Genomic DNA, 23,378 nt, shown 5'->3' on the forward strand with positions numbered 1-23,378 from the left:
CCTTCATGACATTTCCGGCCCTGCCGCTCTATCGCCTCGTCACCGGCCTGGCGTGGCCCCTGGTCGCGCTGGTCCTTTTGGCCCGCGTTTTCTCGGGACGCGAGCGTCTGGCCGACTGGGCCGAGCGGACCGGGCTGGCGCTCGGACGCGCACCGGGTCCGCATCTCTGGCTGCACGCCGCCTCGAATGGTGAGCTGACCTCGGCACGGCCGCTGCTGCTGGCGCTGCATGCCGCGCGGCCGGATCTGCGTTTCCTGATCACCAGCAATTCGCTCACCGCCCGCGATCTGGCGTCCGAACTGGGCCTGCCCGGTGTGCACGCCCGGCTGGCGCCGTTTGACACCCGCTGGGTGGCCTGGCTGCTCTGCCGGCGCTACGGCGTGGTGGGCCATGTTCTGCTCGAAGCGGAGTTCTGGCCCAACCGGATCGCCGCCGTCGCCAACCGCGGCCTGCCGGTGATCGCCATGGGCGCGCGGCTTTCGGCGCGCACGGCGCAGAGCTGGCGCAAGCTGGCCCCCCTGTCGCGCTGGCTTCTGTCGCGGCTGAGTTTCGTCTCGCCGCAGGATGCGGGGACGGCGCAGCGCCTGTCGGACCTTGGGCTGGCGCCGGAGCGGCTTGGCGAGGTGCTGGACCTCAAGGCCTTCTACGTGCCGCCCGCCGGGCTGACGCTTGACCCCGAGCTGCAGGCGCAGTTCGACCGGGAGGCCACGTGGCTTGCCGCCTCGACCCATGAGGGCGAGGACGAGATCGTGCTCAAGGCCCATGCCGCGCTGCTTGCACACCGGCCTGAGGCGCGGCTGATCATTGCCCCCCGCCACCCCCGCCGCGGTGCCGAGATTGCCGCCATGGCCCGTGCCGCAGGCCTGGCCGTAACGCGGCGCGCCGCCGGCGAGGCCCCGCAGGCCGGGGCCGTCTATGTGGCGGATACCCTTGGGGAAATGCCGCTCTGGTACCAGCTTGCCGGCACCACCTTCATCGGCGGATCGCTGGTCGAGAAAGGCGGTCACACGCCGTTTGAACCGGCGGTCTTCGACAGCACCCTGCTGCACGGGCCCGACACCCGCAACTTCACCCTCATCTTCCGCAGGCTCGATGTTGCCGGTGCGGCGATCCAGGTCGCCAGCGCCGAGGATCTGACCCGCGCCCTGATCCAGGTGCGCGACCCCGAGCGGCGCGATGCGATGCGGCGCAAGGCCCATGCGCAGCTCGACCAGCCTGCCGATCTGGCCGACCTGGTGCAGCGCATCGCCGCCGCCCTGCCCGGCGCACGTGATGGGGCGTGAGCGCGCAGCGAGTTGAACTTGCCGGACAAATGGCTATGTCTTGGTCAATCAAGGATCGGTCACGGCGATGATTCACTACGCGCTGAAATGCAGCGAAGACCACAGGTTCGAAAGCTGGTTCCAGTCCGCAGCCGCCTTCGACAAGCTTCAGGCCGCGGGCATGGTGGCCTGCGCCGTCTGCGGCACCAGCGCGGTCGACCGTGACCTGATGGCACCCCGCGTTTCGCATGGCTCGTCCAAGCCCGCGCCCGCGCCGGCCAAGCCGCTTTCGACCCCGGCCTCGCCGGCCGAAAAGGCGCTGGCCGACCTCAAGGCGCATATCGAGAAGACCTCCGAGGACGTCGGCCGCGACTTTGCCCGCGAGGCCCGCGCGATCCATCTTGGCGAGGCGCCGAGCCGGGCGATCCGTGGCGAGGCCAAGCCCGAAGAGGCGCGCAAGCTGGTCGAAGACGGCGTGCCGATCGCGCCGCTGCCCTTTCGGGTGGGGCGGAAATCCAACTGATCACCTGACGACCGGCGACAGCTTGCCGCGCCAAGTACGCCCCCTATACCGTTGAATTAAGACGTTTAATCTCGATCTCTTGTGACCGGGGCGACGACTGATTTTGCCCCATTGACTATTCTGACTGATTAAGTCAGCTATTGCGCAGCCCCATGCTGTGCAGGCCGCGTCGTCCTGCCCGGCACGATATTAACGAGTTGAAAGGACACCTCCGAAATGCGCTTTCGCACCAGCACCGCCCTCGCCCTTGTGGTCCTCGCGCCCCCTGCCCTCGCCCAGAGCAAGGCCGAGGTGCTCGACACCTATGCCGATATCGCGCAGGCCGGCTACGAGGACAGCCTGATCAAGGCCCGTGACCTGCAGGCGGCGGTCGAGAGCCTGCTGGCCGATCCCTCGCCCGAGGCGCTTCAGGCAGCGAAGTCTGCCTGGCTTGCGGCGCGGGTGCCCTATCAGCAGACCGAGGTCTTCCGCTTCGGCAATGCCATCGTCGACGACTGGGAGGGCAAGGTGAACGCCTGGCCGCTCGACGAGGGGCTGATCGATTACGTCGATGTCGCCTATGACGGCGCCACCGACGAAAACCAGCTCGCGGCGCTCAACGTGGTGGCCAACCCGTCCTTCACCCTTGGCGGTGAGGACGTCGATGCCAGCGAGATCACCCCTTCCCTGCTCGAAGGCCAGCTGCATGAGGCCGGCGCGATCGAGGCCAATGTGGCCACCGGCTATCACGCGATCGAGTTCCTGCTCTGGGGCCAGGACCTGAACGGCACCTCGCATGGCGCCGGTGCCCGCCCCTGGACCGATTACGCCCTGGGCGAGACCTGCACCGGCGGCAATTGCGACCGGCGCGGCCAGTACCTCAGGGCGGCGACCGACCTGCTGGTCTCGGACCTCGACTGGATGGCCGGGCAATGGGCCGAGGAGGGCGCCGCCCGCGCCGCGGTGCTCGAGGATGAGGTTGCCGGCATCAACGCGATCCTCACCGGCATGGGCTCGCTGTCCTACGGCGAACAGGCGGGCGAGCGGATGAAGCTCGGCGTCATGCTGAACGATCCCGAGGAAGAGCACGACTGCTTTTCCGACAACACCCACAACAGCCATTACTACGATGGTCTGGGCGTGCAGAACGTCTATCTCGGCGCATACCTGCGGGTCGACGGCTCGCTCGTGACCGGCCCGGCGCTGTCGGATCTGGTGGCCGCTGCGAGCCCGGAGGTGGATGCCGAGTTGCGCGCCAAGCTCGGCGCCACCATGGCGCGTCTCGGCCGGGTCAAGACCGCCGCCGAGGCCGGTTTCAGCTATGACATGATGCTCGAGCGCGGCAATGCCCGTGGCGAGGCGCTGATCATGGGCGCGGTCGAGGCGCTGGTCGAGCAGACCCGAAGCATCGAACGCGCGGTGACCGTTCTGGGCGTCGATCAGATTGCCTTCGAAGGCTCCGACAGCCTCGACGACCCTACGGCCGTCTTTCAGTAAGCGATCGGCCGGGGCGCCGCGCGCGCCCCGGCGACCTCCGCCGCCAGACCCGAGCCTGCCGGCCGGGATGCGGCTTGGCGGCATCTCACCGGGGGCCCGATGACACACCGACAAAGATCGACCCGCGCCGCGCTGGTGCTGGCCATTCTGGCGGCCGGCACCGGGGTGGCGCCCGGCCCTGTGGCCGCCGACCCCGATGATCTGACTTGGCCGCATCTTGCCGTGGTGCCGCGCAGCGCCGCCGAAAGCGCGCGCATCGCCGGGGCCACTGCGCCGCCGCAGGATTTCACGGCGTCCGAGCCTTTCGAGACAAACCCCGGCGGTGCCGCCACCACCCGCGCGCGCACCACCGCCGAGGCCTTCTCGCAATCCTCGGCCAACATGCCCCTCGAGCGCGAGCTGGACTTCAAGGTCGGCAACGGCCTGTTCAAGAAGCTCTGGGTCTCCTCGCCCGCGTCCACTCTGGCCTCTGATGGGCTTGGGCCGGTGTTCAACGCCCGCTCCTGCCAGCGCTGCCATCTCAAGGATGGCCGCGGCCATCCGCCCGAGGGGCCGGAGGATGATGCCGTCTCGATGTTCCTGCGCATCTCGGTACCCGCCGCCCCCGACGAAGAGATCAGCAGGATCGAGGCCTTCCTGCTGTCGCTCGGCGATCAGACCCCGCGGATGCGGCCCGACCCGACCTATGGCGGCCAGTTGCAGGACTTTGCCGTCGCCGGACACAGGGCCGAATACCGGCTGGGTCTGCGCTACGACGAGATCGAGATCGCGCTGTCCGAAGGCGAGACCGCCAGCCTGCGCAAGCCGACGTTCACCGCCGAGAACCTGGGCTATGGCCCGCTGGCGCCCGGCGCCCGGCTCTCGCCCCGGGTCGCGCCGCCAATGATCGGGCTGGGCCTGCTCGAGGCAATCCCGGCCGCGGACATCCTCGCGCTGGCCGACCCCGAGGATGCCGACGACGACGGGATTTCCGGCCGGGCGCAAGTCGTCTGGTCCTTCGAGCACGACCGGCCGATGCTGGGCCGCTTCGGCTGGAAGGCCGGCGCGCCGACGATTCGCGAGCAATCGGCCAGCGCCTTTTCCGGCGATCTCGGCATCTCCTCGCCGCTGTTTCCCGCGCCCTGGGGCGATTGCGCCGCCGGGCAGCAGGCTTGCCGGCAGGCCCCGCATGGCGACGGCGATGCGCGCACCTTCGAGATCGACACCGAGGCGCTCGACCTCGTGACCTTCTACAGCCGCAATCTCGCAGTGCCGGCGCGGCGGGACGTGGATGATGCGCAGGTGCTGCGCGGCAAGCAGGTGTTTCACGACAGTGGCTGCGCCGCCTGCCACACCCCGAAATTCGTCACCCACCGGCTCGAGGGCCAGCCCGAGCAGAGCTTTCAGCTGATCTGGCCGATGACCGACCTGCTTTTGCATGACATGGGCGAAGGCCTCGCCGATCATCGCCCAGAGGGCCGCGCCTCGGGCCGGGAATGGCGCACCGCGCCGCTCTGGGGCATCGGTTTGACCGAACAGGTCAACGGCCATACCCAATTCCTGCATGATGGCCGCGCGCGGTCCCTGCTCGAGGCGGTAATCTGGCACGGCGGCGAGGCGCAGGCCGCCCGCGATACCGTGGTCAAGATGCCGAAAGCCGACCGCGTTGCCCTGATCCGCTATCTGGAGAGCCTCTGATGCGCGCCTTGCTGACCGCCACCCTCTGCCTTGCCACCCTGCCCGCCTTGGCCGGCACCCGCGAAGTGGTGCAGGACCACGCTCTGCCCCGCGTTGCGGCCTTTGCCGAGGCCGCGCAGGCGCTCGGCTCCGCCGCCGCCGATGACTGCCGCGCCGCGACGCTGCGGCCGGCTTTCCAACGGACGTTCGACGCCTGGATGGGGGTCTCGCACCTGACCCTCGGCCCTTTGGAAGACGACGGCCGGGCGCTCACCATCGCCTTCTGGCCCGACAGCCGTGGCCTCGTCGGCCGAGCGGTACAGCAGATGCTGGCGGCGGAGGATGCCGCCGTGGAGACCGCCGAGAGCTTTGCCGAGGTCTCGATCGCTGCACGCGGGCTGTTTGCGCTGGAACGGCTGCTCTATGAGGCGGGCGACGCTGGCAGCGAGGGCTATGCCTGCCGCTTCGCGCAGGCCATCGCCGCCGATCTGGCACGGCTGGCGCAGGAGACCCACGACGCATGGCAGGCTGAGTTTGCCGACCAACTGCTGAGCGCCGGCGACCCCGACACCCCCCGTTTCCTCACCGAGCGCGAGGCGGCGCAGGCGCTCTACACCGCGCTCTCCACCGGGCTGGTGTTCACCGCGGACCAGCGCCTTGGCCGCCCAATGGGCAGTTTCGACGCAGCGAGGCCGCAGGTCGCCGAAGCGCGCCGGTCAGGCCGCCCGCTGCGCAACGTGATCCTGTCGCTCGAGGCCCTGCGCGACCTCGCGCGCGCGCTTGCCGACCAGCCGATCCCGCGAACCGAGGCCGGTTTCGCGGCGGCGCTGGAGACCGCCCGCGACCTCGACGATCCGCTGCTTGCCGGTGTGGCGGAGCCTGCCGGTCGCTTCAGGGTCGAGGCGCTGCAGACCCGGGTGGAGGAGATCTTGCCGCCGCTGGCCGCAGAGATCGGCGCTGTGCTGGGCGTCAGCGTCGGTTTCAATGCGTCGGACGGCGACTGATGCCCTCGCGCCGCGCTTTCCTCGCCGGCCTGCTGGCCACCTCTGCGCCGCGGCTGAGCTGGGCCGATGCCGGCAACCCCGCTTATCTCGCCGCCGCCCGGGAGCCCTCTGGCGTCCATGCACTCTTTGGCCTGTCGGCCGAGGGGCAGGACATCTTTCGCATCCCCCTGCCGGACCGCGGCCATGCCGCAGCCGCCCATCCGACCGCGCCGGAGGCGGTGGCCTTTGCCCGCCGCCCCGGTCGGTTCGCGCTGGTGATCGATTGCCTGACGGGCCGCGAGCTGCAGCGCCTGCACGCACCGCAGGGCCGGCATTTCTACGGTCATGGCGCCTTTCTCGCCGGTGGCGACATCCTTGCCACCAGCGAGAACGCGATCGACACCGGCCAAGGCGTGATCGGCCTCTGGGCGCGCGGCGAAGGCTATGCGCGGATCGGCGAATTTGCCTCCGGCGGCATCGGCCCGCATGAAATCCGCGCCCTGCCCGGCGATGTGCTGGCGGTGGCCAACGGCGGCATCCGCACCCATCCCGACCACGGTCGCGACACGCTCAACCTTGCGACCATGCGGCCGAACCTCAGCTACCTTTCGGCCAGTGGCGCGGTGCTGGAACAAGTCGATCTGCCGGCCGAGCTCTGGCCGAACTCGATCCGCCACCTGGCCTGCGCGCCCGGCGGTCAGCTGGCCTTTGCCATGCAGTGGCAGGGTGCGCCCGAGGAGGGCGTGCCGCTTCTGGGGCTGCATCGCCGGGGCGAGACGCCGGTCCTGGCCGAGGCCGGACTGGCCGAACAGCGGGCGATGCAGGGCTATGCCGGCAGCGTCGCCTTTTCCGGCAACGGGCGGCAGATCGGGATCACCTCGCCGCCCGGTGGGCGACTGCATGTGTTTGATGCCGAGGGGCGATTTCTCGCCAGCCACCGCCGCGCCGATATCTGCGGGCTGGCCGCGGAGGCCTCTGGCCTGCTGGCCACCGACGGGCTGGGCGGGGTGATGCAAACCGCGGCCGGGCGGCTCGCGCCGCTGGCCAGTGCCATGCGCGCCTGGGACAATCACCTGGTGCGGATCGGCTGAGCCCGGCCGCCCCCCCCATCTGCAATCCTCGCAACGAGAAAGGGGCCGCCCGAAGGCGACCCCCAAATCATCCGGACGTGGATGGCGTGATTTACATCATGCCGCCCATGCCGCCCATGCCGCCCATGTCGGGCATGCCGCCGCCAGCTGCGCCGGCTTTCTCGGGCTTGTCCGCCACCATCGCTTCGGTGGTGATCAGCAGACCGGCGATCGAGGCCGCGTCCTGCAGGGCAGTCCGCACCACTTTCGCGGGGTCGATCACGCCGAACTTGAACATGTCGCCATATTCTTCGGTCTGGGCGTTGAAGCCGAACTTGACGTCGTCGCTTTCGCGGACCTTGCCAGCCACGACCGAACCGTCAACACCGGCGTTCTCTGCGATCTGGCGCAGCGGCGCTTCCAGCGCCTTGCGGACGATCGAGATACCGACGTTCTGGTCGTTGTTGTCGCCGGTCAGACCTTCGAGGGTCTTGGCCGCCTGAACCAGAGCCACACCGCCGCCGACGACGATGCCTTCCTGCACCGCTGCGCGGGTCGCGTTCAGAGCGTCGTCGACGCGGTCCTTGCGCTCTTTCACTTCGACTTCGGTCATGCCGCCGACGCGGATCACGGCAACACCGCCGGCCAGTTTGGCAACGCGTTCCTGCAGCTTCTCACGGTCGTAGTCGGAGGTGGTCTCTTCGATCTGGTTGCGGATCTGGGCCACGCGGGCTTCGATCTCGGCCTTCTCGCCAGCACCGTCGACGATGGTGGTCTCGTCCTTGGTGATCTGGATCTTCTTGGCGGTGCCGAGCATGTCCATGGTGACCGACTCGAGCTTCATGCCGAGGTCTTCCGAGATCACCTGGCCACCGGTCAGGATCGCGATGTCCTGCAGCATGGCCTTGCGGCGATCGCCGAAGCCCGGTGCCTTGACGGCCGCGATTTTCAGGCCGCCGCGCAGCTTGTTGACCACGAGGGTCGCCAGCGCTTCGCCTTCGACGTCTTCTGCAATGATCAGCAGCGGTTTCTGCGACTGGATCACCTGCTCGAGCAGCGGAACCATCGGCTGCAGCGAGGAGAGTTTCTTCTCGTGCAGCAGCACCATGCAGTCTTCCAGCTCGGCGACCATCTTGTCGGAGTTGGTGACGAAGTAGGGGCTCAGGTAGCCGCGGTCGAACTGCATGCCTTCGACGACATCGGTCTCGGTCTCGAGGCCTTTGTTCTCTTCGACGGTGATCACGCCTTCGTTGCCGACTTTCTGCATCGCGTCAGCGATCTGCTGGCCGATTTCCTTCTCGCCGTTGGCCGAGATGGTGCCGACCTGTGCGACTTCGTGGCTGTCGGAGACAGCGCGCGAGGCCGCCTTGATGGCTTCGACGACTTTCGAGGTCGCGAGGTCGATGCCGCGCTTGAGGTCCATCGGGTTCATGCCCGCTGCGACCGACTTCATGCCTTCCTTGACGATGGCCTGGGCCAGAACCGTCGCGGTGGTGGTGCCGTCACCGGCTTCGTCGTTGGTGCGGGAAGCGACTTCCTTCACCATCTGCGCGCCCATGTTCTCGAACTTGTCTTCCAGTTCGATTTCCTTGGCAACCGACACACCGTCCTTGGTGATGCGCGGTGCGCCGAAGGATTTGTCGAGCACGACGTTACGGCCTTTGGGACCGAGGGTCACCTTCACCGCGTCGGCGAGGATGTTGACGCCCTTGAGCATCTTGTTGCGGGCATCGGTATCGAATTTGACGTCCTTGGCAGCCATTTATGACTCTCCTTGACTTGAATTTCGTTGGCTTCAGGCGGCCGGGCCGCCCGGCGACATTCAGGCGATAACGCCCATGATGTCGCTTTCCTTCATGATCAGCAGCTCTTCGCCGTCCAGCGTGATCTCGGTGCCCGACCATTTGCCGAACAGGATCTTGTCGCCGGCTTTCACGTCCATATCGACCCGCTTGCCGTCGTCGTCACGCGCGCCTGCGCCCACGGCCACAACTTCACCTTCCTGCGGCTTTTCCTTAGCGCTGTCAGGAATGATCAGCCCGCCTTTGGTTTTCTCTTCGCTCTCAGTGCGACGCACCAGCACGCGGTCATGCAGCGGTGTAAATGCCATCTTTGCAGCTCCTTGGCTCAAAGTTCTGTTCCAGTCTCGCCTCCCCTCGGGGAGGCGTTAGCACTCACCCTGTTTGAGTGCTAACGGCGCATAGCTAGGCAGTTCGATTTGCGCTGTCAACAACTGGCTTGGAAAATTTTGTGCCGGATCGGGCAATCCCGGGCGGCACGCCGCCGGTCCGGGTGACCTGTGGACTGCCGGCGGCGATTGCAACCCCGGCCGACCAACCCGCTTGCCTGCCAGCCGCCTGGACCCTCGGGCGCGGCGCTTGACGCATGTGACCGGCCGCGTCACTCTGGATCAGGTGGCCTGAGGGGAGAGAGGGCATGGCGAATTTCACGCTGTCGCCGGCGCAGTTGCGGCAGCTGGACCGCCAAGGGTTTACCCGCTTGCCCGGCGCCGTGCCGCCCGAACTGCTGGACCGATTGCGTGACACGGCCGACCGGCTGGAGGCAAGGGCCCTGGACGAACACGCAAGGGCCTGCAATTCCGGCACGGCGGCGGTGTTTGATGCACCGGGAGGGCCGGTGGTGGAGCGGGTCAACCGGTTGTTGGAATGGTGCCCCGAGGAGGTGATTGATCTGCTGTCCTCACCGCCGATGATGGCCATTGCGCGCGAGATCTGCGGCGCCGATGCGGTGCCGGTCGAGACCGACCTGCTCTACAAGCGTCCGCACCCCAATGGCTATGTGATCTGGCACCAGGACGCTCGGCACGCGGAACGCTGTCCCTACCTGAACGTCGGCATCTACCTCGACGATGCCGAGATCGACGATGGCTGCCTGCGCTATGTGCCCGGCACCCATCATGAACTGGCCGATATCTGCGCGCTTGCCGGCGAACATGGCTGGGATATCCCCGGCGCGATCGATGTGCCGGCGCAAGCCGGAGACATCCTGGTGCAACACGTCATGGTGCTGCATGCCTCGCGCCCCAAACGCCGCCCGAACGTGCGCCGGACGATCTATGCCGGGTTCCGCCCGGCGGCGTCGATCAGCGCCGCAAAGGCGCAGTCGGAGGCGTGGATCGAGGCACGACGCCGCTGGATGGCGCTTATCACCGCCCGCGCCGATGCCGCCGACTGGCCGGCCGCCTGGCGCGCGGCGCTGCCTGAAGGCGGCACAGTGGCACAGGAGGTCGCCGCGGTCGCGGCGCTGCAGGAACCACCGCAGCCGGCACACCACTGCCACAAGCCGATCGACCATCCGGACTACCCGGTGCCGGCCGACCTGCGTGACGGGGGCCGGACCGCGGAAATGTGAGCCTGGACGGAGAGCTTTGCCCCGCTTTGTGAGCCTGGACGGGGGGCTTTGCCCCGCTTTGTAAGCTTGGACGGGGGGCTTTGCCCCCCGGGCCTGCGGCCTCCCCCCAAGGGTATTTTTGAACAGAAGAAGGGCTGGATCCGGGCTGGATTGCGGGCTCAGGTCCTGGCGCCACGCAGCACGGAGAGCAGGACGCTGGTGGCAAATAGCAGCGCGGCAGCACAGACGATGGTGGGGCCGGTAGGCGAATCGAGCAGCAGTGCCAGCTGCATGCCGCCGATCACCGCACCGGCGCCGACCAGGGCGGCGATCGTGGCCATGGTCTCGGGCGTGGCGGACAGCGGCCGGGCGGTGGCCGCCGGGATGATCAGCATGGCGGCGATCAGCAGCACCCCCACCACCTTGATCGCCACCGCCACCACCAGCGCCAGCGCCAGGGTCAGCACCATCTGCTCGCGCCGCGGGTCGATGCCGGCGGCCCAGGCCAGCTCGTCGCTGAGCGTCGCGGTCAGCAGCGCCTGCCAGCGCCAGACCATCAGCCCGATCACCGTCGCCGCCCCGCCCCAGATCACCAGCAGGTCGGTGCGGCCGACGGCGAGGATGTCGCCGAAGAGATAGGACATCAGGTCGATCCGCACGCCGTCGAGCAGCGACACCGCCACCAGACCAAAGGCCAGCGCCGAATGCGCCAGCACCCCCAGCATGGTGTCGACCGCGAAACCGCGCCCGGAGAGCACCGAGACCAAAGTGGCCATCGCCAGCGCCACGATCAGCGCGCCGAGGAAGGGCGAGGCCGAGAACGCCAGCGCCAGCGCCACCCCGAGGATCGAGGCATGCGCCGTGGCATCGCCGAAATAGGCCATCCGCCGCCAGACCACGAAACAACCGAGCGGCGCCGCCGCCAGCGCCACGCCAAGCCCGGCCAGCACCGCGCGAATCAGGAAATCGTCGAGCAGGGTCATTCCGCCGCCTCGTGTTTATGCCCATGGTCATGATCGCAGGCGGCGTCATGCTCGTGGTCGTGTTCATGCCGATAGAGCGCCAGCGCGCCGCCGGTGCCGCTGCCAAAGAGCGCGCGGTATTCCGGTGCCGAGGCGACGATCTCGGGCCGGCCTTCGCAGCAGACATGACCGTTGAGGCAGATCACCCGGTCAGAGGCGCTCATCACCACGTGCAGATCATGGCTCACCATCAGCACCGCGCAGCCCAGCTCGGCCCTGAGGTCCTCGATCCGGCGGTAGAAGGCCGCCGCGCCGGGCTGGTCGAGCCCCTGGGTCGGCTCGTCGAGCAAAAGCAGATGCGGCTCGTGCAGGATCGCCCGCGCCAGCAGCACCCGTTGCAGCTGGCCGCCGGAGAGCGCCGACATCTGTCGGGAAGCGAGGTCAGAGACCCCGGCCCGCGCGAGCGCCGTGGCGCGGCGCGCCGTCGAGACCGGTTTCGGCAGCGACAGGAAGCGCATCACCGGCATCGGCAGGGTCGGGTCGATATGCAGCTTTTGCGGCACATAGCCGATGCGCAGGCCGCTTTGCCGATCGATCCGGCCCACATGGGGCTTGATGGCGCCGATCAGCGCCCGCAACAGCGTCGACTTGCCAGAGCCATTGGGGCCGACGACGGTGACGATCTCGCCCTGGTCGATGGCGAAATCGACCTGGCTCAGCGCCGGGAACCGACCGTGGCGGATGCTCACGCCCTGCATCGTCATCAAGCTCATGCCTCGGCGGCCTCGCGGCAATTGGGGCAGAGCCCCTCGGCCTCGATCACCGCGCGTTCGACGGCAAAGCCTGCCTCTTCCGCCAGGTCGCGCAGCAGGGTCATCGCCGGGCGGGCGCGGGTTTCGGCCACCGCGTCGCAGCGCCGGCAGATCAGGAAGGCCGGGGTGTGATCGGCGCCCGGATGGACGCAGCCGACAAAGGCGTTGAGCCGCTCGATCTTGTGGGCAAAGCCGTTCTTCACCAGAAACTCCAGCGCCCGGTAGACCACCGGCGGCTGGCTGCCGAACCCCTCGGCGCCCAGCACCTCGAGCAGATCATAGGCGCCCATTGCGCGGTGTTCCGACAGCAGGATCTCGAGCGTGCGGCGGCGCACCGGGGTGAATTGCAGCCCCTTGGCGGCGCAGTAGTCATCCGCCGCGGCCACCCCGCCGGACATGCAGGTCTCGTGATCGTGCTGGTGAAAGCCTATCGGGTCCATGGTACGTCCTTTCCGACTTTCTACTTGTTACGTAATAACATCGTGTGTATCAAGCCGTGAACGTTATAAGGTAACATACATGATGCAGAAAATTGTCACTCTCTCTTTCGCTCTTGGCGCTTTCGCCGGGACCAGCGCGCTGGCCGAGGTGCCGCAGGTGGCCACCGATATCGCCCCGGTGCACGGGCTGGTGTCGCGGGTCATGCAGGGTCTCGGTACGCCAGAGCTGATCGTGCCGGCCGGTGCCTCGCCGCATGACTTCGCGCTGCGGCCGTCGCAGGCACGCGCGCTTCAGGGGGCCGACCTGGTGTTCTGGATGGGCCCGGCGCTGGCGCCCTGGCTCGACCGGACGCTCGACAGCCTGTCGCTCGGCGCGGTGATCGACCTCAATGCCCGCCCGGAGACCCGGCTGCTGGGCTGGCGTGAGAGTTTTGGCGAGGGCCATGATCACGGCCCCGCAGAGGACGCGCAGGCGGATCGCGACGACCACGCCCATGAAGACCACGCGGAACATGACCACGAGGGACACGATCATGGCGAAGCAGACCACGCGGGGCATGACCACGAGAGCCACTACCATGACGCAGAGGACCATGCGGCACACGATCACGACGACCACGCCGGCCATGACCACGGCGACCGCGACCCCCACAGCTGGCTCGACCCGGAAAACGCCAAGGCCTGGAGCCTGCTGATCGCCGAGACCCTGGCCGAGGCCGATCCGCAGAACGCCGGGACCTACCGCGCCAATGCCGAGGCCGGTGTGGCCGAGATCGAGGCCGCCGCGCAGGCCGCCGAGGCGTTGCTGGCGCCGCATCACGACGCGGGCTTTCTCGTCTTCCACGACGCCTATCACTATTTCGAAACCCGGTTCGATCTGCACGCGGCGGGTTCGGTCTCGCTCGGCGATGCCGCCGCGCCCGGTCCGGCCCGCGTTCGCGCGCTGCAGGTCCGCGTCGCGGAAGAGGGCATCGCCTGCCTGTTCGCGGAACCGCAGTTCGAACGCGGGCTGATCGAGACGCTGGCCGAAGGCACAGGCGCACGCATCGCCACGCTCGACCCGCTGGGCAGCCGGCTCGAGACCGGCGCCAGCTTCTACCCAGGGCTGATCGGCGCGATGGCCGAGGATATTGCGGGGTGCCTCGGCGGCTGAGCCTTGGCTCAGCGCCCAACTGGCGTGGCGGCTGACCCTGGGCGTAACGCCCAACGGGCATGGCGGCTGAGCTTTGGCGCAGCGCCGATCCGGCCTGAAGGCTGGGCCATGGCGCAGCCTCGGGCTAACCTGCCGGCCAAGCCCTTCTCAGGGCTTGGCTTTCCTGACGAATGGACCTTGGCTCGGCGACGGGCGAGCGGTGGCCGGGCTTAGGCTCGGCCATGACGGTTCAGCCGCGGATCACCTTGGCGAACTGGTTGAACAGCCGCTCGTTGGCACAGATCACCGTGCGGTCCATCAGCGGGTCCTCGTCGGGGGTGATGGCTTCGGCCAGCGCGCCGGCCTCGCGGGCGATCAGCAAGCCGCCGGCCACGTCCCAGGCCTGCACCTCGCGCTCCCAGTAGCCATCGAAGCGACCGGCCGCCACATAGGCAAGGTCGAGCGCCGCCGCCCCCCAGCGCCGCACGCCGGCACAGACCGGCATCAGCCGGCCGAGATCCTTGAGCGTGTCGGGCAGGCCCCGGCGGGTGCCGAAGGGCACACCGGTGGCAAACAGTGCCTCGTTCATGCCGCGCCGGTCAGAGACCCGCACCCGCTGGTCGTTCATCCAGGCGCCGCCGCCCTTCTCGGCAAAGAACATCTCGTCCTTGGCCGGGTCGAAGACCACCGCCGAGACGATCTGGCCCTTGTGTTCGAGCGCGATCGAGACCGCCCAATGCGGCAGCCCGTGCAGGAAGTTCGAAGTGCCGTCGAGCGGATCGACGATCCAGCGGCGGGTCGGGTCCTGGCCGGCGGTCTCACCGCCCTCTTCGCCGAGAAAGCCATAGGTCGGCCGCGCGCCCAGCAGCTCATCCTTGATGATCTTTTCCGCCGCGATATCGGCGCGGGTGACAAAGTCGCCCGCCGCCTTGGACGAGCTCTGCAGGTTCTCGACCTCGCGGAAATCCTTGACCAGAGACCGGCCCGCCTTGCGCGCGGTCTTCATCATGATGTTGAGATTGGCGCTGCCCTGCATATCCGGCTCCTTCGGGGGTCACCCGTGGCACGGGCGAAAAGCATCAGGCCGCGCATATACGCGGCCCGTGGGCTCTTGCCAAGGCCGGATCGGCCCCGGTCGCCGCGTCGTGACGGGATTACTTGTAGATCACGCCCTTGTAGCCCTCTGGCGCATAGGCCTTGGGGGCATAGGATTTCGGCGCATGGCTGCGCTGGCGGACCACGTGGCGTTTGCCCGGTGCGTTGTGGTAGGCGGCCGTGGTGTTGGGCTTGCCACAACAGATCTCGCCATTTGCCAGCACCGGCTGAAGCCCGGCAGGGCAATAGTTGGCGACCCCGGGATAGGGAAAGACGAGGTTCTGGCCGGCCCGGGTGGTGCCGTCGCCGGTGTACATGTCGCCCCAGGCCAGCGCCGGCGACGCGCCAAGCGCAAGAAACCCGGCAATCAAGGTGGCTTTGCTCAAAGTCATGGTATCCCCCGTATCAGGATGCAATCGCGTGAAAGGATTGCCCTCAAGGCTACCGGCTTCCGCCCTCAAGTCAACGAAAGCCTGCGCAAACGCCTGATTAATGCGGGATTTCTCTCAATGGGTGCGCCGCTGCGGGGTGTCGACGGGGCCTTGGTCATCGCTGAACGCGTCCTCCTCTTCAAGCGGCACGGCGTAACTGCCGTTCAGCCACTTGGCGAGGTCGAGATCGGCGCAGCGTTTCGAGCAGAACGGGCGGTAGGTGTCATCCACAGGCTTGGCGCAGATCGGGCAGCTCATGGGGCCTCCGGCAAGGGCGTGCGCACCCGCGCGCGGTTCAGCTCGTAATGGCCGAGGTTGGTCCAGCCCACCATCGTGGTCTCGACCTGGCAGGCCTTGAGCGCGCGGCGCAGCTCGGTTTCCGCCGGCCGGCGATCCTTCTTGGCCATCGGCGCGAGGTCGACGACGACCTGACCGCCAAGCCCGCGCAACCGCAGCTGCCGCGGCAGATCGCGCAGCGCCGCCATGTTGGCCTTGAGCCCGGCGGCGGGCGAAGTATCGCCGCCGGTATTCACGTCGACCGCCACCAGCGCCCGGGTGGGCTCGATATACATGTGGCCGGCGCCCTTGAGCGTGACCCGCGGGCTCTGCAAGTCCTCGATCAGGTCGAGCACGCCATGGGTCTCGAAACTCCCCGGCGCGGTCTCGACCTCCGCCGGCTCCACCCAGTCGCGCCAGGCCAGCACATGCGGCCCGTCACCCTCGGTCAGCTTTTCCGGCTCGCCCGTCGCATCCGCCAGCACCTGCCGCGCCAGCGACAGCATGGAAAGGATGTCCTCGGCAATCTCCTCGGCATCGGCCTCGGCGCAGGACGACCGCAGGATCAGCCCCATGTCACGCTCCGGCATCGCCTCGTGGGCAATCTCGAGAAGCGCGTCGCGCACCGCCTCGTCACGGATCTGGCGCGAGACGTTCAGCCCCGGCGCTCCCGGCGTGACGATGGCATAGCGGCTCTTGAACAAGAGCTTCTGCGTCACCGGCACCGCCTTGCCCGGCTCGGCACTGCCGGTGACCTGCACCAGCAGCGGCTCTCCGGGCTTCAGCCCCTTGACCTGACGCAGGAACACCGGGCCGTCCGGGGTCGAGAGGAACATGCCGCCCTGCCCCTTCATCGGCCGGTCGGCGCGGGCGCGGTAGATCGCGCCGTGGCGCACGCCGTCGCCATCGATCAGCAGGTCTTCGAGCCGGCCATCGACCAGCAGCGCCGCCGCCTCGCGGCCAGCGTATTCGTCAAGGATGATCTGGCGGCCCTTCATGCGGCGCTCTCCCGGTAAAGCGGGTAACCCGCCGCTTGCAATAGCCCCGCCGTCTCGGCCAGGGGCAGCCCCATGATCGCGGGGTACGACCCCTGAATCCACGGGATGAAGGCGCCGGCCATCCCTTGGATGCCATAGCCGCCCGCCTTGCCCTGCCAATCGCCGGACTGCAGATAGGTGTTCAGCTCGAGATCGCTCAGCCGCTTCATCTTGACGGCGCTGACCACGTCGCGCTGCCAAAGCCCGCGCGCGGTCTTCACCGCCACCGCGGTGATCACCTGGTGACGTCGCCCGCCAAGCTTGGTCAGGAATTCCGCCGCCTCGCCGATATCAGCCGGCTTGCCGAGTATCCGCCGGCCCAGCGCCACCGTGGTGTCGGCACAGAGCACGACCTCGCCACCGCCCACCACCAGCGCCTCGGCCTTCTGCCGGGCAATGCGGGCGCAATAGGCCCGGGGCTGCTCGGCCTTCTGCGGCGTCTCGTCGATGTCGGGGGCGCGGATCTCGTCGGGCACTACGCCCAAAAGCCCCAGCAGCTCGCGCCGTCTGGGGCTTCCCGATCCCAGGATGAACCTCACTGGAACCCCGGTTACTTGAAGCGATAGTTGATCCGACCCTTGGTCAGATCATAGGGGGTCATTTCCACCTGAACCTTGTCGCCTGCCAGAACGCGGATGCGGTTCTTGCGCATCTTGCCTGCCGTATGCGCGATGATCTCATGGCCGTTTTCCAGCTCGACCCGAAACGTCGCATTCGGCAGGAGTTCCTTCACGACACCGGGGAATTCGAGCATCTCTTCCTTGGCCATGGTCTCTCCTTTGTTACACACCCCGGCACGAAGGCCGGGCGCGCTCTAAATGAGCGCTTGCGGCGCGATTTTCAAGAGGTATGTGCGCGAAGATCGCGCATTGTGATGGGGCGATCGCCCGCGGGCTGCTCTGCCCAATGGGCACGGTTGGCCACCACGCCCTCGCGCCGCACCCGGGCGACCGCGCCCTCGGGCAGCTCGGCATAGGTCCAGCCGGGCCGGTTCAGCGCCCCCTCGGCCAGCACGCCGGTCGACGGAAACCCGAGGTCCGGCGGGCCAAACACCCCGCCCGCCCCGGTGTTGGTGTCCACCGCCTCGGACCAGGGGCACGCGCCCACGGTGCTTGCCATCGCCACCACGCATTGGCTCTCGAGCGCGCGGGCCATGGCGCCGATCCGCACCCGCCAATAGCCCGCCAAGGCCTCGGTGCAGGACGGCACCAGCAGGATATCCGCCTCCGCCAGCGCCCGCCCCAGGAGCGGGAATTCGGCGTCATAACAGATCAGTATGCCGATCCTGCCGAGGTCGGTCTCGATCAGGCAGAGCGGATCGCCCCCGACCACGCCCCAGGGCGCGCGCTCGAAGCGGGTCATGATCTGCTTGTCCTGGTGCACCATCGCCCCAGAGGGCGCAAGGAGCCGCGCCCGGTTCACCGGCCGCCCGCCTGTCCGCGCGCCGCCGGCAAAGACCGGCGCCGAGGCGGCGCAGATGTGCACCCCATGCTCGGCCGCCAGCCGGGCATGCAGCGCATCGGCCTCCGCCACCCGCTCAGAGACCGCATGCAGCGACCGCTCCAGGTCCCCCGCCACCTCCGGCCCGTCCAGCGTCGCCAGCTCCATCGCACCATATTCCGGAAACAGCAGCAGCTCCGCTCCCTGCCCCGCCGCCTCCGCCACCCAAGAGGCGATCTTGTCCTCATAGGCCGACCAGCTGTCCAGCACGCTCATCGGATAGGCCGCCGTTGCAAGTTTCACCATGATCCCACCTTCTTCTGTTCAAAAATACCCTCGGGGGAGTCGCCAAAGGCGACGGGGGCAGCGCCCCCAAAACTCAGACCTCGATATCCAGCGTCACCGGATAATGATCCGACGCCGTCACCAGCGCCTCGCGCAGTTCCCGGGTCTGCCAACAGGTCGGATCGTTGAACGGATGCCAGATCCGCCACTCAGGCCGCCTGGCACAGAGGTCCGGCGAGATGAAGATATAATCCAGCAACGCCTGCAGGTACCGCGCCTCGCCGGCGATGTAAAACCGTGCCGTGGTCGGCTGCGCCCCCAGCCGCCGCTGCAGCGCGATGCTGGCATTGGGATCATAGAGCCGCGGGCCGTCGCGCCCCTCGCCGCGCACGATCTCGACCGAGGAGCGGCCGAAGAGCTCTTCGTATTCATCCAGTCCGGGGCCGTCGTTCAGATCGCCCAGCACCATCAGGCTCTCGCCCGCCGCGAGATGCTCGACCACCCGATGACGCAGCCAGATCGCCTGCGCCAGCTGCTTGCGGCGGTTGGCGATCGACAGCCGCATGATCTGGTCGCGGGTGGTGGCGCCATGCGGTGCCTTGCTCTTGAGATGCGCGCCGATCATCCGAAACCGCTGGCCGCCCGCCGTCTCGACCGCCAACTCCAGAGGCGGCTTGGAAAACTGCACCCTGTCTCGTTGGGCATCGAAATCGAGGTCGATCTCGAAGGTGCCGTCGAACCGCGGCGCCGCGGCACTGTCGCCGGGGTCATGCCTCACCCGCAGCGCGTCGGGGTCATAGAGCAGCGCGATTTCCTGCTGCGTGGTGTTGGTAAAGCCGATCAGCGCCTTGCGCGCCCGCAGGCCGAAGGTCTCGGCAAACCCCTCCAGTGCCCGCACCCCGTCGCGGACGCGGTGGCTGTCGGGCGCCTCGATCACCATCACCGCATCGGCATCCAGCGCGGTGAAAACCAGCCCCAGCGCCTCGGCCTGGTCGCGTCGGGTGACATCGTGGCGCGCCGACCACTGATCATCGGCCAGCAGCCGGCCCGCGTCATCGAAAAGCGCGTCGAACCATTCCACGTTATAGGTCGCAATCCGCATCCCGCGCCTCCGGCCTCTGCCTCCGCGCACTATGCCATCCCGGCGCCCCCGCGCAACCAGCCAGGCAGACTGCGACCGCATAGCCAGTTGAAATACGCCCGCGCGTGCGCATATCGAAACAAAATCATCAGGATATGGGGACTTCAATGCTTCTACGCGCCATGGACCGCTTTTTCAGTCACGAGGCATCGGGGGGCATACTTCTGATGCTCTCGGCGGTCGCGGCGCTGATCGTTGCCAATTCCGGCCTCGCCGGGGCCTATGACGCCTTTCTCGGCGCCTATCTCGGGGTGACGGTCAATGGCGAGGGGCTGGAGAAACCCGCGATCCTGTGGATCAACGACGGGTTGATGGCGGTGTTCTTCTTCCTGATCGGGCTCGAGCTGAAACGCGAGTTGCTGGAAGGCAAGCTGAAGAACCCGCGCGACGTGGTGCTGCCCGGTGCCGCCGCGGTCGGCGGCATGGCGCTGCCGGCGCTGGTCTATGTCGCGATCAACTGGTCGACGCCCGCCACGCTCGACGGCTGGGCGATCCCGGCCGCCACCGACATCGCCTTTGCCTTGGGCATCCTGGCGCTGGTGGGCAGCCGCGCGCCGTCCTCGCTCAAGGTCTTCCTGCTGACCCTGGCCATTCTCGACGACCTCGGGGCCATCGTGATCATCGCCCTGTTCTATACCGCCGAGCTTCAGGTCAACTACCTGATCGCCGCCCTCGTCCCGCTGGCGCTGCTGCTGTTTCTCAACTTCAAGCGGGTGCACCGGGTGGCACCGATGATCCTGCTCGGCGCCGTGATGTGGTACTTCGTGCTGAAATCCGGCGTCCATGCCACGCTCGCCGGGGTGATCACCGCCTTCTGCATCCCGATGAAGGACAAGTGGGGCAAGAGCCCGCTGCATTCGCTGGAACACGGTCTGGCGCCCTACGTGCTCTATTTCATCATCCCGGTCTTTGCCTTCGCCAATGCCGGCGTGGTGCTGCAGGGGATGAGCTTTGCCGCCCTGCTGCAGCCGCTGCCGCTGGGCATCGCGCTGGGCCTGATCATCGGCAAGCAGCTCGGCGTCTTCGGCGTCACCTTTGTGATGGTCAAGGCCGGGCTGGCCCGGATGCCTTGGGGGGCCAACTGGCTGCATATCTACGGTCTGAGCTGTCTCGCCGGCGTGGGGTTCACCATGTCGCTGTTCATCGGCTCGCTCAGCTTCGACGACCCGCTGTTGATGAACCAGGTGCGGCTGGGCGTGCTCTCGGGCTCGCTGGTCTCGGGCCTTTTGGGCTACGGCGCGCTGATGCTGGCGGCGCGTGACACCGCCGGGGACGAGGAGGAAGAGGCGGCGGAAGCCGCCTGAGCCCTCAGGCCATCAGCCGCGCCACCTCTGCCAGGTCGGCGCGGAAGGCGGCCTCTGCGTCGGCCCGCTGCTGCGGGTCGCGCAGCCGCAACAGGTAGCTCGGGTGGACCGTCACGAAGACCGCCTGATCGCCCGCCATCTCGAGCCTGCCGCGCCGCTTGAGCAGCCCGGTGCCATCCCCGGTCAGCCCGCGCAGGGCGCTGGCGCCAAGGGCGACGGCAAGCGCGGGCCGCACCCGCTCGCGCTCCAGATCCAGCCACCAGCGGCAATGGTCGATCTCATGGTTGTTGGGCGCCTGGTGCAGCCGGCGGCGGCCTTGCGGGCGGAATTTGAAATGCTTGACCGCGTTGGTCACATAGACCTCGTCGCGGGCAATCCCCACCTCCTGCAGCACCCGGTCGAACACCTGCCCCGCCGGGCCCACGAACGGCCGGCCCTCAAGGTCCTCGCGGTCGCCGGGCTGTTCGCCGACGAACATCAGCCGCGCCTCGAGCGGCCCCTCGCCCGACACCGCCTGTGTCGCGTTCTCCCACAGCGGACAGCGCCGGCAGCCCGCCAGCGCCTCGGCCATCTTGCCCTCGCCCGGCACCTCGGCGCGGGCGTCGGCAAAGCGCGCAGTGATCCGCTCGGCGCGCATCGGGGGCAGGCTGGGCGCGGCGGCCTGCATCTCGGCGGCCCGCGCCCGGGCGCCGGCGATCATCTCGGGGATATGCGCCGCCTCGGGCATGTTCTTCCAGTATTTCTTCGGCATCTCCGCTTGCATCGCCTTCAGCTTGACCCGCGCCGGGTTGAAGATATTGCGAAAGTAGGTTCCCCAAAGCTCTTCGGTGGCATCCTCCGGCAGCGGCGGCTTCGCCTGCCCCGGCGCAAAGCTGAGCTTGCCGGCCTCGAACTGCGCGGTCAGGTCGGGGGTCACGATGGTCCAGTCCATGTCGCCGAAGCGCTTGGCAAAAAACGGCGCGGTGGGCTCCATGATGAAATGCGAGGGTTCGAACCAGGCGGCAAAGCGGCGGCGTTCGGCAGCGGGATCGCCGATATCGCGGAACCGGACGAAGGCGGTCATCTTGTGCTTGTCGCGGCCGACTTCCTTGGCCAGCGCGTTGAGCTTGGCGACCCGCGCATCGCCGCGATCCTCGAACAGCCGCGGCTGCGCCTGCAGCGCGCGCAGCATGGCATAGGCGCGGGCAAACCGCTCGGGGTCGCGGTGCCAGAGCGCCAGCCGGACGGTCTGCAGGAAGCTCTTTGGCACGCTGAACCGCGCGCCCTCGGGCGCCGGTGGCAGCACGGTCTCCTCGCCGAAAAGATCGGCACCGCCGCTGCCCCTCTGCCAGACGATGTCTTCTGCCGGAATGTCAGCCGCGAGCGCCTTGCGGGCGGCATCGCGCCAAGCCTCGAAGGTGCCGACCTCTGGCAGGCTCACGCGATGCATCAGAACAACGCGAGCTGTTCCGGCGGCGGCGCAAAGCGCGCGCGCAGATCGGCGGCGTCGAGATCCCTCGCCCGCCAGCCCGGCAGGGTGATGAAGGAGCGCGCGCTTTTCAGATTGGCCCCCATGCGCTGCAAATCCTCCCAGCGAACCGAGCGATGGCGGCGCGAGGCCAGAATGCGACCCACCGTCTTGGTGCCAAACCCCGGCACCCGCAGCAGCATCTCGCGGGTGGCGCGGTTGACGTCGACCGGGAACAGCGCGCGATGCTCCAGCGCCCAGGCGAGCTTGGGGTCGATCGTCAGGTCGAGGTTGCCATCCGTGCGCGCGGCGGTGATTTCCGAGGCGTCGAAGCCGTAGAACCGCATCAGCCAGTCGGCCTGGTAGAGCCGGTGCTCGCGCATCAGCGGCGGCTGGATCAGCGGCAGGGTGGCAGAGGCGTCGGGGATCGGCGAGAAGGCGGAATAATACACCCGGCCAAGGCGATAGCTGGAATAGAGCCGGGTCGAGGTCTTGAGGATGGTGGCGTCGCTCGCGCCGTCCGCGCCGACGATCATCTGCGTCGATTGACCCGCCGGGGCAAATTTTGTGGCCCGTCGGCCGCGATAGCTCTTTTCCCGCCCGGCCTCTCGCAGCACCCGCACATCGGCCATCGCCTTGCGGATCTGGTCGGGGTTCTTCTCGGGGGCGTAATCCTTGACCGCCGCATCGGTCGGCAGCTCGACGTTGATCGACAGCCGGTCGGCATGGCGCCCCGCCTCTTCGATCAGATGCGGGCTGGCGTCGGGGATGGTCTTGAGGTGGATGTAGCCGCGAAAGCCGTGCTCCTCGCGCAGCGTCTTCACGATCCGCACCATGTCGGCCATGGTGTCATCCGGCGAACGGATAATGCCGGACGACAGGAACAGCCCTTCGATGTAGTTGCGCCGGTAGAACTCCAGCGTCAGCTCGACCACCTCTTCGGGGCTGAAGCGCGCCCGCTCGACGTTGGAGCTCACCCGGTTGATGCAATAGGCGCAGTCGTAGATGCAGAAATTGGTCATCAGGATCTTGAGCAGGCTGATGCAGCGCCCGTCCGGCGCATAGGCGTGGCAGATGCCCGATCCGGTGGTCGAGCCGATGCCGCTCCCGTCACGGGAATCGCGCTTCTCCCCGCCGCTCGAGGCGCAGGAGGCATCGTATTTTGCCGCGTCAGAAAGGATCGCGAGCTTTTCCTGCAAGGTGCGTTTGGCCATGGTGTTCACCATATGTTCTCAAAGCATGAACCACAAGCCGC

General features: G+C 67.9%; 24 protein-coding genes. 9 read left to right on the top strand and 15 right to left on the bottom strand.

Going from position 1 to position 23,378, the window contains the following annotated elements; genetic code table 11:
- Positions 1-5: 5 nt before the first annotated feature.
- The 6 genes from VOI27_RS01540 to VOI27_RS01565 all read left to right on the top strand — a co-directional run bounded on the left by VOI27_RS01540 (position 6) and on the right by VOI27_RS01565 (position 6,991).
- On the top strand, positions 6-1,283 hold the full coding sequence (locus tag VOI27_RS01540; protein ID WP_323763525.1) for a 3-deoxy-D-manno-octulosonic acid transferase: 1,278 nt from the start codon (positions 6-8) through the stop codon (positions 1,281-1,283).
- A gap of 67 nt (positions 1,284-1,350) precedes the next feature.
- Positions 1,351-1,785: a DUF1178 family protein gene (locus tag VOI27_RS01545; protein ID WP_323763526.1), complete on the top strand. Its 435-nt coding sequence runs from the start codon at positions 1,351-1,353 to the stop codon at positions 1,783-1,785.
- 216 nt (positions 1,786-2,001) lie between these two features.
- Positions 2,002-3,261, top strand: coding sequence for an imelysin family protein (locus VOI27_RS01550; protein ID WP_323763527.1), 1,260 nt, complete (start codon positions 2,002-2,004; stop codon positions 3,259-3,261).
- Between the two features lie 99 nt (positions 3,262-3,360).
- Complete coding sequence (locus VOI27_RS01555) at positions 3,361-4,938, top strand: di-heme oxidoredictase family protein (protein ID WP_323763528.1); 1,578 nt, start codon at positions 3,361-3,363, stop codon at positions 4,936-4,938.
- Complete coding sequence (locus VOI27_RS01560) at positions 4,938-5,921, top strand: imelysin family protein (RefSeq protein WP_323763529.1); 984 nt, start codon at positions 4,938-4,940, stop codon at positions 5,919-5,921. The genes VOI27_RS01555 and VOI27_RS01560 overlap by 1 nt, the downstream gene beginning before the upstream one ends.
- Positions 5,921-6,991 carry a DUF1513 domain-containing protein gene (locus VOI27_RS01565; RefSeq protein ID WP_323763530.1) on the top strand — a complete coding sequence of 357 codons (1,071 nt, stop codon included), beginning with the start codon at positions 5,921-5,923 and terminating at the stop codon, positions 6,989-6,991. The genes VOI27_RS01560 and VOI27_RS01565 overlap by 1 nt, the downstream gene beginning before the upstream one ends.
- Positions 6,992-7,082: 91 nt before the next feature.
- On the opposite strand, the gene groL is transcribed toward VOI27_RS01565, so the two are convergent.
- Both groL and groES read right to left on the bottom strand, forming a co-directional pair.
- A complete protein-coding gene (gene groL / locus VOI27_RS01570; protein WP_323763531.1) occupies positions 7,083-8,732 on the bottom strand; it encodes a chaperonin GroEL in 1,650 nt (549 codons plus the stop codon).
- Positions 8,733-8,792: 60 nt separating this feature from the next.
- Positions 8,793-9,080 (bottom strand): co-chaperone GroES, encoded by a 288-nt coding sequence (gene groES, locus VOI27_RS01575; protein WP_323763532.1) that lies wholly within the window; start codon positions 9,078-9,080, stop codon positions 8,793-8,795.
- Positions 9,081-9,406: 326 nt separating this feature from the next.
- On the opposite strand from groES, the gene VOI27_RS01580 reads away from it, so the two are divergent.
- Positions 9,407-10,342 (top strand): phytanoyl-CoA dioxygenase family protein, encoded by a 936-nt coding sequence (locus VOI27_RS01580; RefSeq protein ID WP_323763533.1) that lies wholly within the window; start codon positions 9,407-9,409, stop codon positions 10,340-10,342.
- A gap of 158 nt (positions 10,343-10,500) precedes the next feature.
- Here the strand turns inward: VOI27_RS01580 and VOI27_RS01585 are convergent, their stop codons facing one another.
- Genes VOI27_RS01585 through VOI27_RS01595 form a run of 3 tightly spaced genes read right to left on the bottom strand, consistent with a single transcriptional unit; the run spans position 10,501 to position 12,535 of the window.
- Positions 10,501-11,304, bottom strand: a complete 804-nt coding sequence (locus tag VOI27_RS01585) for a metal ABC transporter permease (RefSeq protein ID WP_323763534.1) — start codon at positions 11,302-11,304, stop codon at positions 10,501-10,503.
- Positions 11,301-12,056 carry a metal ABC transporter ATP-binding protein gene (locus tag VOI27_RS01590; protein WP_323763535.1) on the bottom strand — a complete coding sequence of 252 codons (756 nt, stop codon included), beginning with the start codon at positions 12,054-12,056 and terminating at the stop codon, positions 11,301-11,303. The genes VOI27_RS01585 and VOI27_RS01590 overlap by 4 nt, the downstream gene beginning before the upstream one ends.
- Positions 12,053-12,535, bottom strand: a complete 483-nt coding sequence (locus VOI27_RS01595; RefSeq protein WP_323763536.1) for a transcriptional repressor — start codon at positions 12,533-12,535, stop codon at positions 12,053-12,055. The genes VOI27_RS01590 and VOI27_RS01595 overlap by 4 nt, the downstream gene beginning before the upstream one ends.
- 79 nt (positions 12,536-12,614) lie before the next feature.
- Between VOI27_RS01595 and VOI27_RS01600 the strand changes: the two genes are divergently transcribed.
- Positions 12,615-13,688, top strand: coding sequence for a zinc ABC transporter substrate-binding protein (locus VOI27_RS01600; protein ID WP_323763537.1), 1,074 nt, complete (start codon positions 12,615-12,617; stop codon positions 13,686-13,688).
- 229 nt (positions 13,689-13,917) lie between these two features.
- On the opposite strand, the gene VOI27_RS01605 is transcribed toward VOI27_RS01600, so the two are convergent.
- The 8 genes from VOI27_RS01605 to VOI27_RS01640 form a co-directional block, all read right to left on the bottom strand.
- Positions 13,918-14,703 (bottom strand): inositol monophosphatase family protein, encoded by a 786-nt coding sequence (locus VOI27_RS01605; RefSeq protein ID WP_323763538.1) that lies wholly within the window; start codon positions 14,701-14,703, stop codon positions 13,918-13,920.
- A gap of 118 nt (positions 14,704-14,821) precedes the next feature.
- Complete coding sequence (locus VOI27_RS01610) at positions 14,822-15,154, bottom strand: hypothetical protein (RefSeq protein WP_323763539.1); 333 nt, start codon at positions 15,152-15,154, stop codon at positions 14,822-14,824.
- 114 nt (positions 15,155-15,268) lie between these two features.
- Positions 15,269-15,451, bottom strand: coding sequence for a DNA gyrase inhibitor YacG (locus VOI27_RS01615; RefSeq protein WP_323763540.1), 183 nt, complete (start codon positions 15,449-15,451; stop codon positions 15,269-15,271).
- Positions 15,448-16,467 carry a ribonuclease E/G gene (locus VOI27_RS01620; RefSeq protein ID WP_323763541.1) on the bottom strand — a complete coding sequence of 340 codons (1,020 nt, stop codon included), beginning with the start codon at positions 16,465-16,467 and terminating at the stop codon, positions 15,448-15,450. The genes VOI27_RS01615 and VOI27_RS01620 overlap by 4 nt, the downstream gene beginning before the upstream one ends.
- Positions 16,464-17,045, bottom strand: coding sequence for a nucleoside triphosphate pyrophosphatase (locus VOI27_RS01625; RefSeq protein ID WP_323763542.1), 582 nt, complete (start codon positions 17,043-17,045; stop codon positions 16,464-16,466). Before VOI27_RS01625 ends, VOI27_RS01620 begins: the two co-directional genes overlap by 4 nt.
- An 11-nt stretch (positions 17,046-17,056) precedes the next feature.
- The gene (infA, locus tag VOI27_RS01630; RefSeq protein WP_011455993.1) at positions 17,057-17,275 is read right to left on the bottom strand and encodes a translation initiation factor IF-1; all 219 of its coding nucleotides are present in this window, start codon (positions 17,273-17,275) and stop codon (positions 17,057-17,059) included.
- 71 nt (positions 17,276-17,346) lie between these two features.
- A complete protein-coding gene (locus VOI27_RS01635; RefSeq protein WP_323763739.1) occupies positions 17,347-18,249 on the bottom strand; it encodes a carbon-nitrogen hydrolase family protein in 903 nt (300 codons plus the stop codon).
- A gap of 76 nt (positions 18,250-18,325) precedes the next feature.
- Positions 18,326-19,333, bottom strand: a complete 1,008-nt coding sequence (locus tag VOI27_RS01640) for an endonuclease/exonuclease/phosphatase family protein (RefSeq protein WP_323763543.1) — start codon at positions 19,331-19,333, stop codon at positions 18,326-18,328.
- Between the two features lie 146 nt (positions 19,334-19,479).
- Here VOI27_RS01640 and nhaA point away from each other — a divergent pair, with 146 nt between their 5' ends.
- Positions 19,480-20,676, top strand: coding sequence for a Na+/H+ antiporter NhaA (gene nhaA, locus VOI27_RS01645; RefSeq protein ID WP_323763544.1), 1,197 nt, complete (start codon positions 19,480-19,482; stop codon positions 20,674-20,676).
- Between the two features lie 4 nt (positions 20,677-20,680).
- On the opposite strand, the gene VOI27_RS01650 is transcribed toward nhaA, so the two are convergent.
- Together VOI27_RS01650 and VOI27_RS01655 are read right to left on the bottom strand one after the other, a co-directional pair.
- Entirely contained in the window at positions 20,681-22,105 is a 1,425-nt protein-coding gene (locus VOI27_RS01650) for a UdgX family uracil-DNA binding protein (RefSeq protein WP_323763545.1), read from the bottom strand.
- Entirely contained in the window at positions 22,105-23,337 is a 1,233-nt protein-coding gene (locus tag VOI27_RS01655; RefSeq protein ID WP_323763546.1) for a putative DNA modification/repair radical SAM protein, read from the bottom strand. Before VOI27_RS01655 ends, VOI27_RS01650 begins: the two co-directional genes overlap by 1 nt.
- Positions 23,338-23,378 lie beyond the last annotated feature (41 nt).

Origin of the sequence: Marinovum sp., from assembly GCF_034669705.1 — a bacterium.
In the GTDB taxonomy this organism is placed as follows: domain Bacteria; phylum Pseudomonadota; class Alphaproteobacteria; order Rhodobacterales; family Rhodobacteraceae; genus Marinovum.

Bases quoted from the DNA above. Each gene is read 5' to 3' on its own strand.
- VOI27_RS01540 (WP_323763525.1), top strand. From the start codon at position 6: ATGACATTTCCGGCCCTGCCGCTCTATCGCCTCGTCACCGGCCTGGCG.
- VOI27_RS01545 (WP_323763526.1), top strand. From the start codon at position 1,351: ATGATTCACTACGCGCTGAAATGCAGCGAAGACCACAGGTTCGAAAGC.
- VOI27_RS01550 (WP_323763527.1), top strand. From the start codon at position 2,002: ATGCGCTTTCGCACCAGCACCGCCCTCGCCCTTGTGGTCCTCGCGCCC.
- VOI27_RS01555 (WP_323763528.1), top strand. From the start codon at position 3,361: ATGACACACCGACAAAGATCGACCCGCGCCGCGCTGGTGCTGGCCATT.
- VOI27_RS01560 (WP_323763529.1), top strand. From the start codon at position 4,938: ATGCGCGCCTTGCTGACCGCCACCCTCTGCCTTGCCACCCTGCCCGCC.
- VOI27_RS01565 (WP_323763530.1), top strand. From the start codon at position 5,921: ATGCCCTCGCGCCGCGCTTTCCTCGCCGGCCTGCTGGCCACCTCTGCG.
- groL (WP_323763531.1), bottom strand. From the start codon at position 8,732: ATGGCTGCCAAGGACGTCAAATTCGATACCGATGCCCGCAACAAGATG.
- groES (WP_323763532.1), bottom strand. From the start codon at position 9,080: ATGGCATTTACACCGCTGCATGACCGCGTGCTGGTGCGTCGCACTGAG.
- VOI27_RS01580 (WP_323763533.1), top strand. From the start codon at position 9,407: ATGGCGAATTTCACGCTGTCGCCGGCGCAGTTGCGGCAGCTGGACCGC.
- VOI27_RS01585 (WP_323763534.1), bottom strand. From the start codon at position 11,304: ATGACCCTGCTCGACGATTTCCTGATTCGCGCGGTGCTGGCCGGGCTT.
- VOI27_RS01590 (WP_323763535.1), bottom strand. From the start codon at position 12,056: ATGAGCTTGATGACGATGCAGGGCGTGAGCATCCGCCACGGTCGGTTC.
- VOI27_RS01595 (WP_323763536.1), bottom strand. From the start codon at position 12,535: ATGGACCCGATAGGCTTTCACCAGCACGATCACGAGACCTGCATGTCC.
- VOI27_RS01600 (WP_323763537.1), top strand. From the start codon at position 12,615: ATGATGCAGAAAATTGTCACTCTCTCTTTCGCTCTTGGCGCTTTCGCC.
- VOI27_RS01605 (WP_323763538.1), bottom strand. From the start codon at position 14,703: ATGCAGGGCAGCGCCAATCTCAACATCATGATGAAGACCGCGCGCAAG.
- VOI27_RS01610 (WP_323763539.1), bottom strand. From the start codon at position 15,154: ATGACTTTGAGCAAAGCCACCTTGATTGCCGGGTTTCTTGCGCTTGGC.
- VOI27_RS01615 (WP_323763540.1), bottom strand. From the start codon at position 15,451: ATGAGCTGCCCGATCTGCGCCAAGCCTGTGGATGACACCTACCGCCCG.
- VOI27_RS01620 (WP_323763541.1), bottom strand. From the start codon at position 16,467: ATGAAGGGCCGCCAGATCATCCTTGACGAATACGCTGGCCGCGAGGCG.
- infA (WP_011455993.1), bottom strand. From the start codon at position 17,275: ATGGCCAAGGAAGAGATGCTCGAATTCCCCGGTGTCGTGAAGGAACTC.
- VOI27_RS01640 (WP_323763543.1), bottom strand. From the start codon at position 19,333: ATGCGGATTGCGACCTATAACGTGGAATGGTTCGACGCGCTTTTCGAT.
- nhaA (WP_323763544.1), top strand. From the start codon at position 19,480: ATGCTTCTACGCGCCATGGACCGCTTTTTCAGTCACGAGGCATCGGGG.
- VOI27_RS01650 (WP_323763545.1), bottom strand. From the start codon at position 22,105: ATGCATCGCGTGAGCCTGCCAGAGGTCGGCACCTTCGAGGCTTGGCGC.
- VOI27_RS01655 (WP_323763546.1), bottom strand. From the start codon at position 23,337: ATGGCCAAACGCACCTTGCAGGAAAAGCTCGCGATCCTTTCTGACGCG.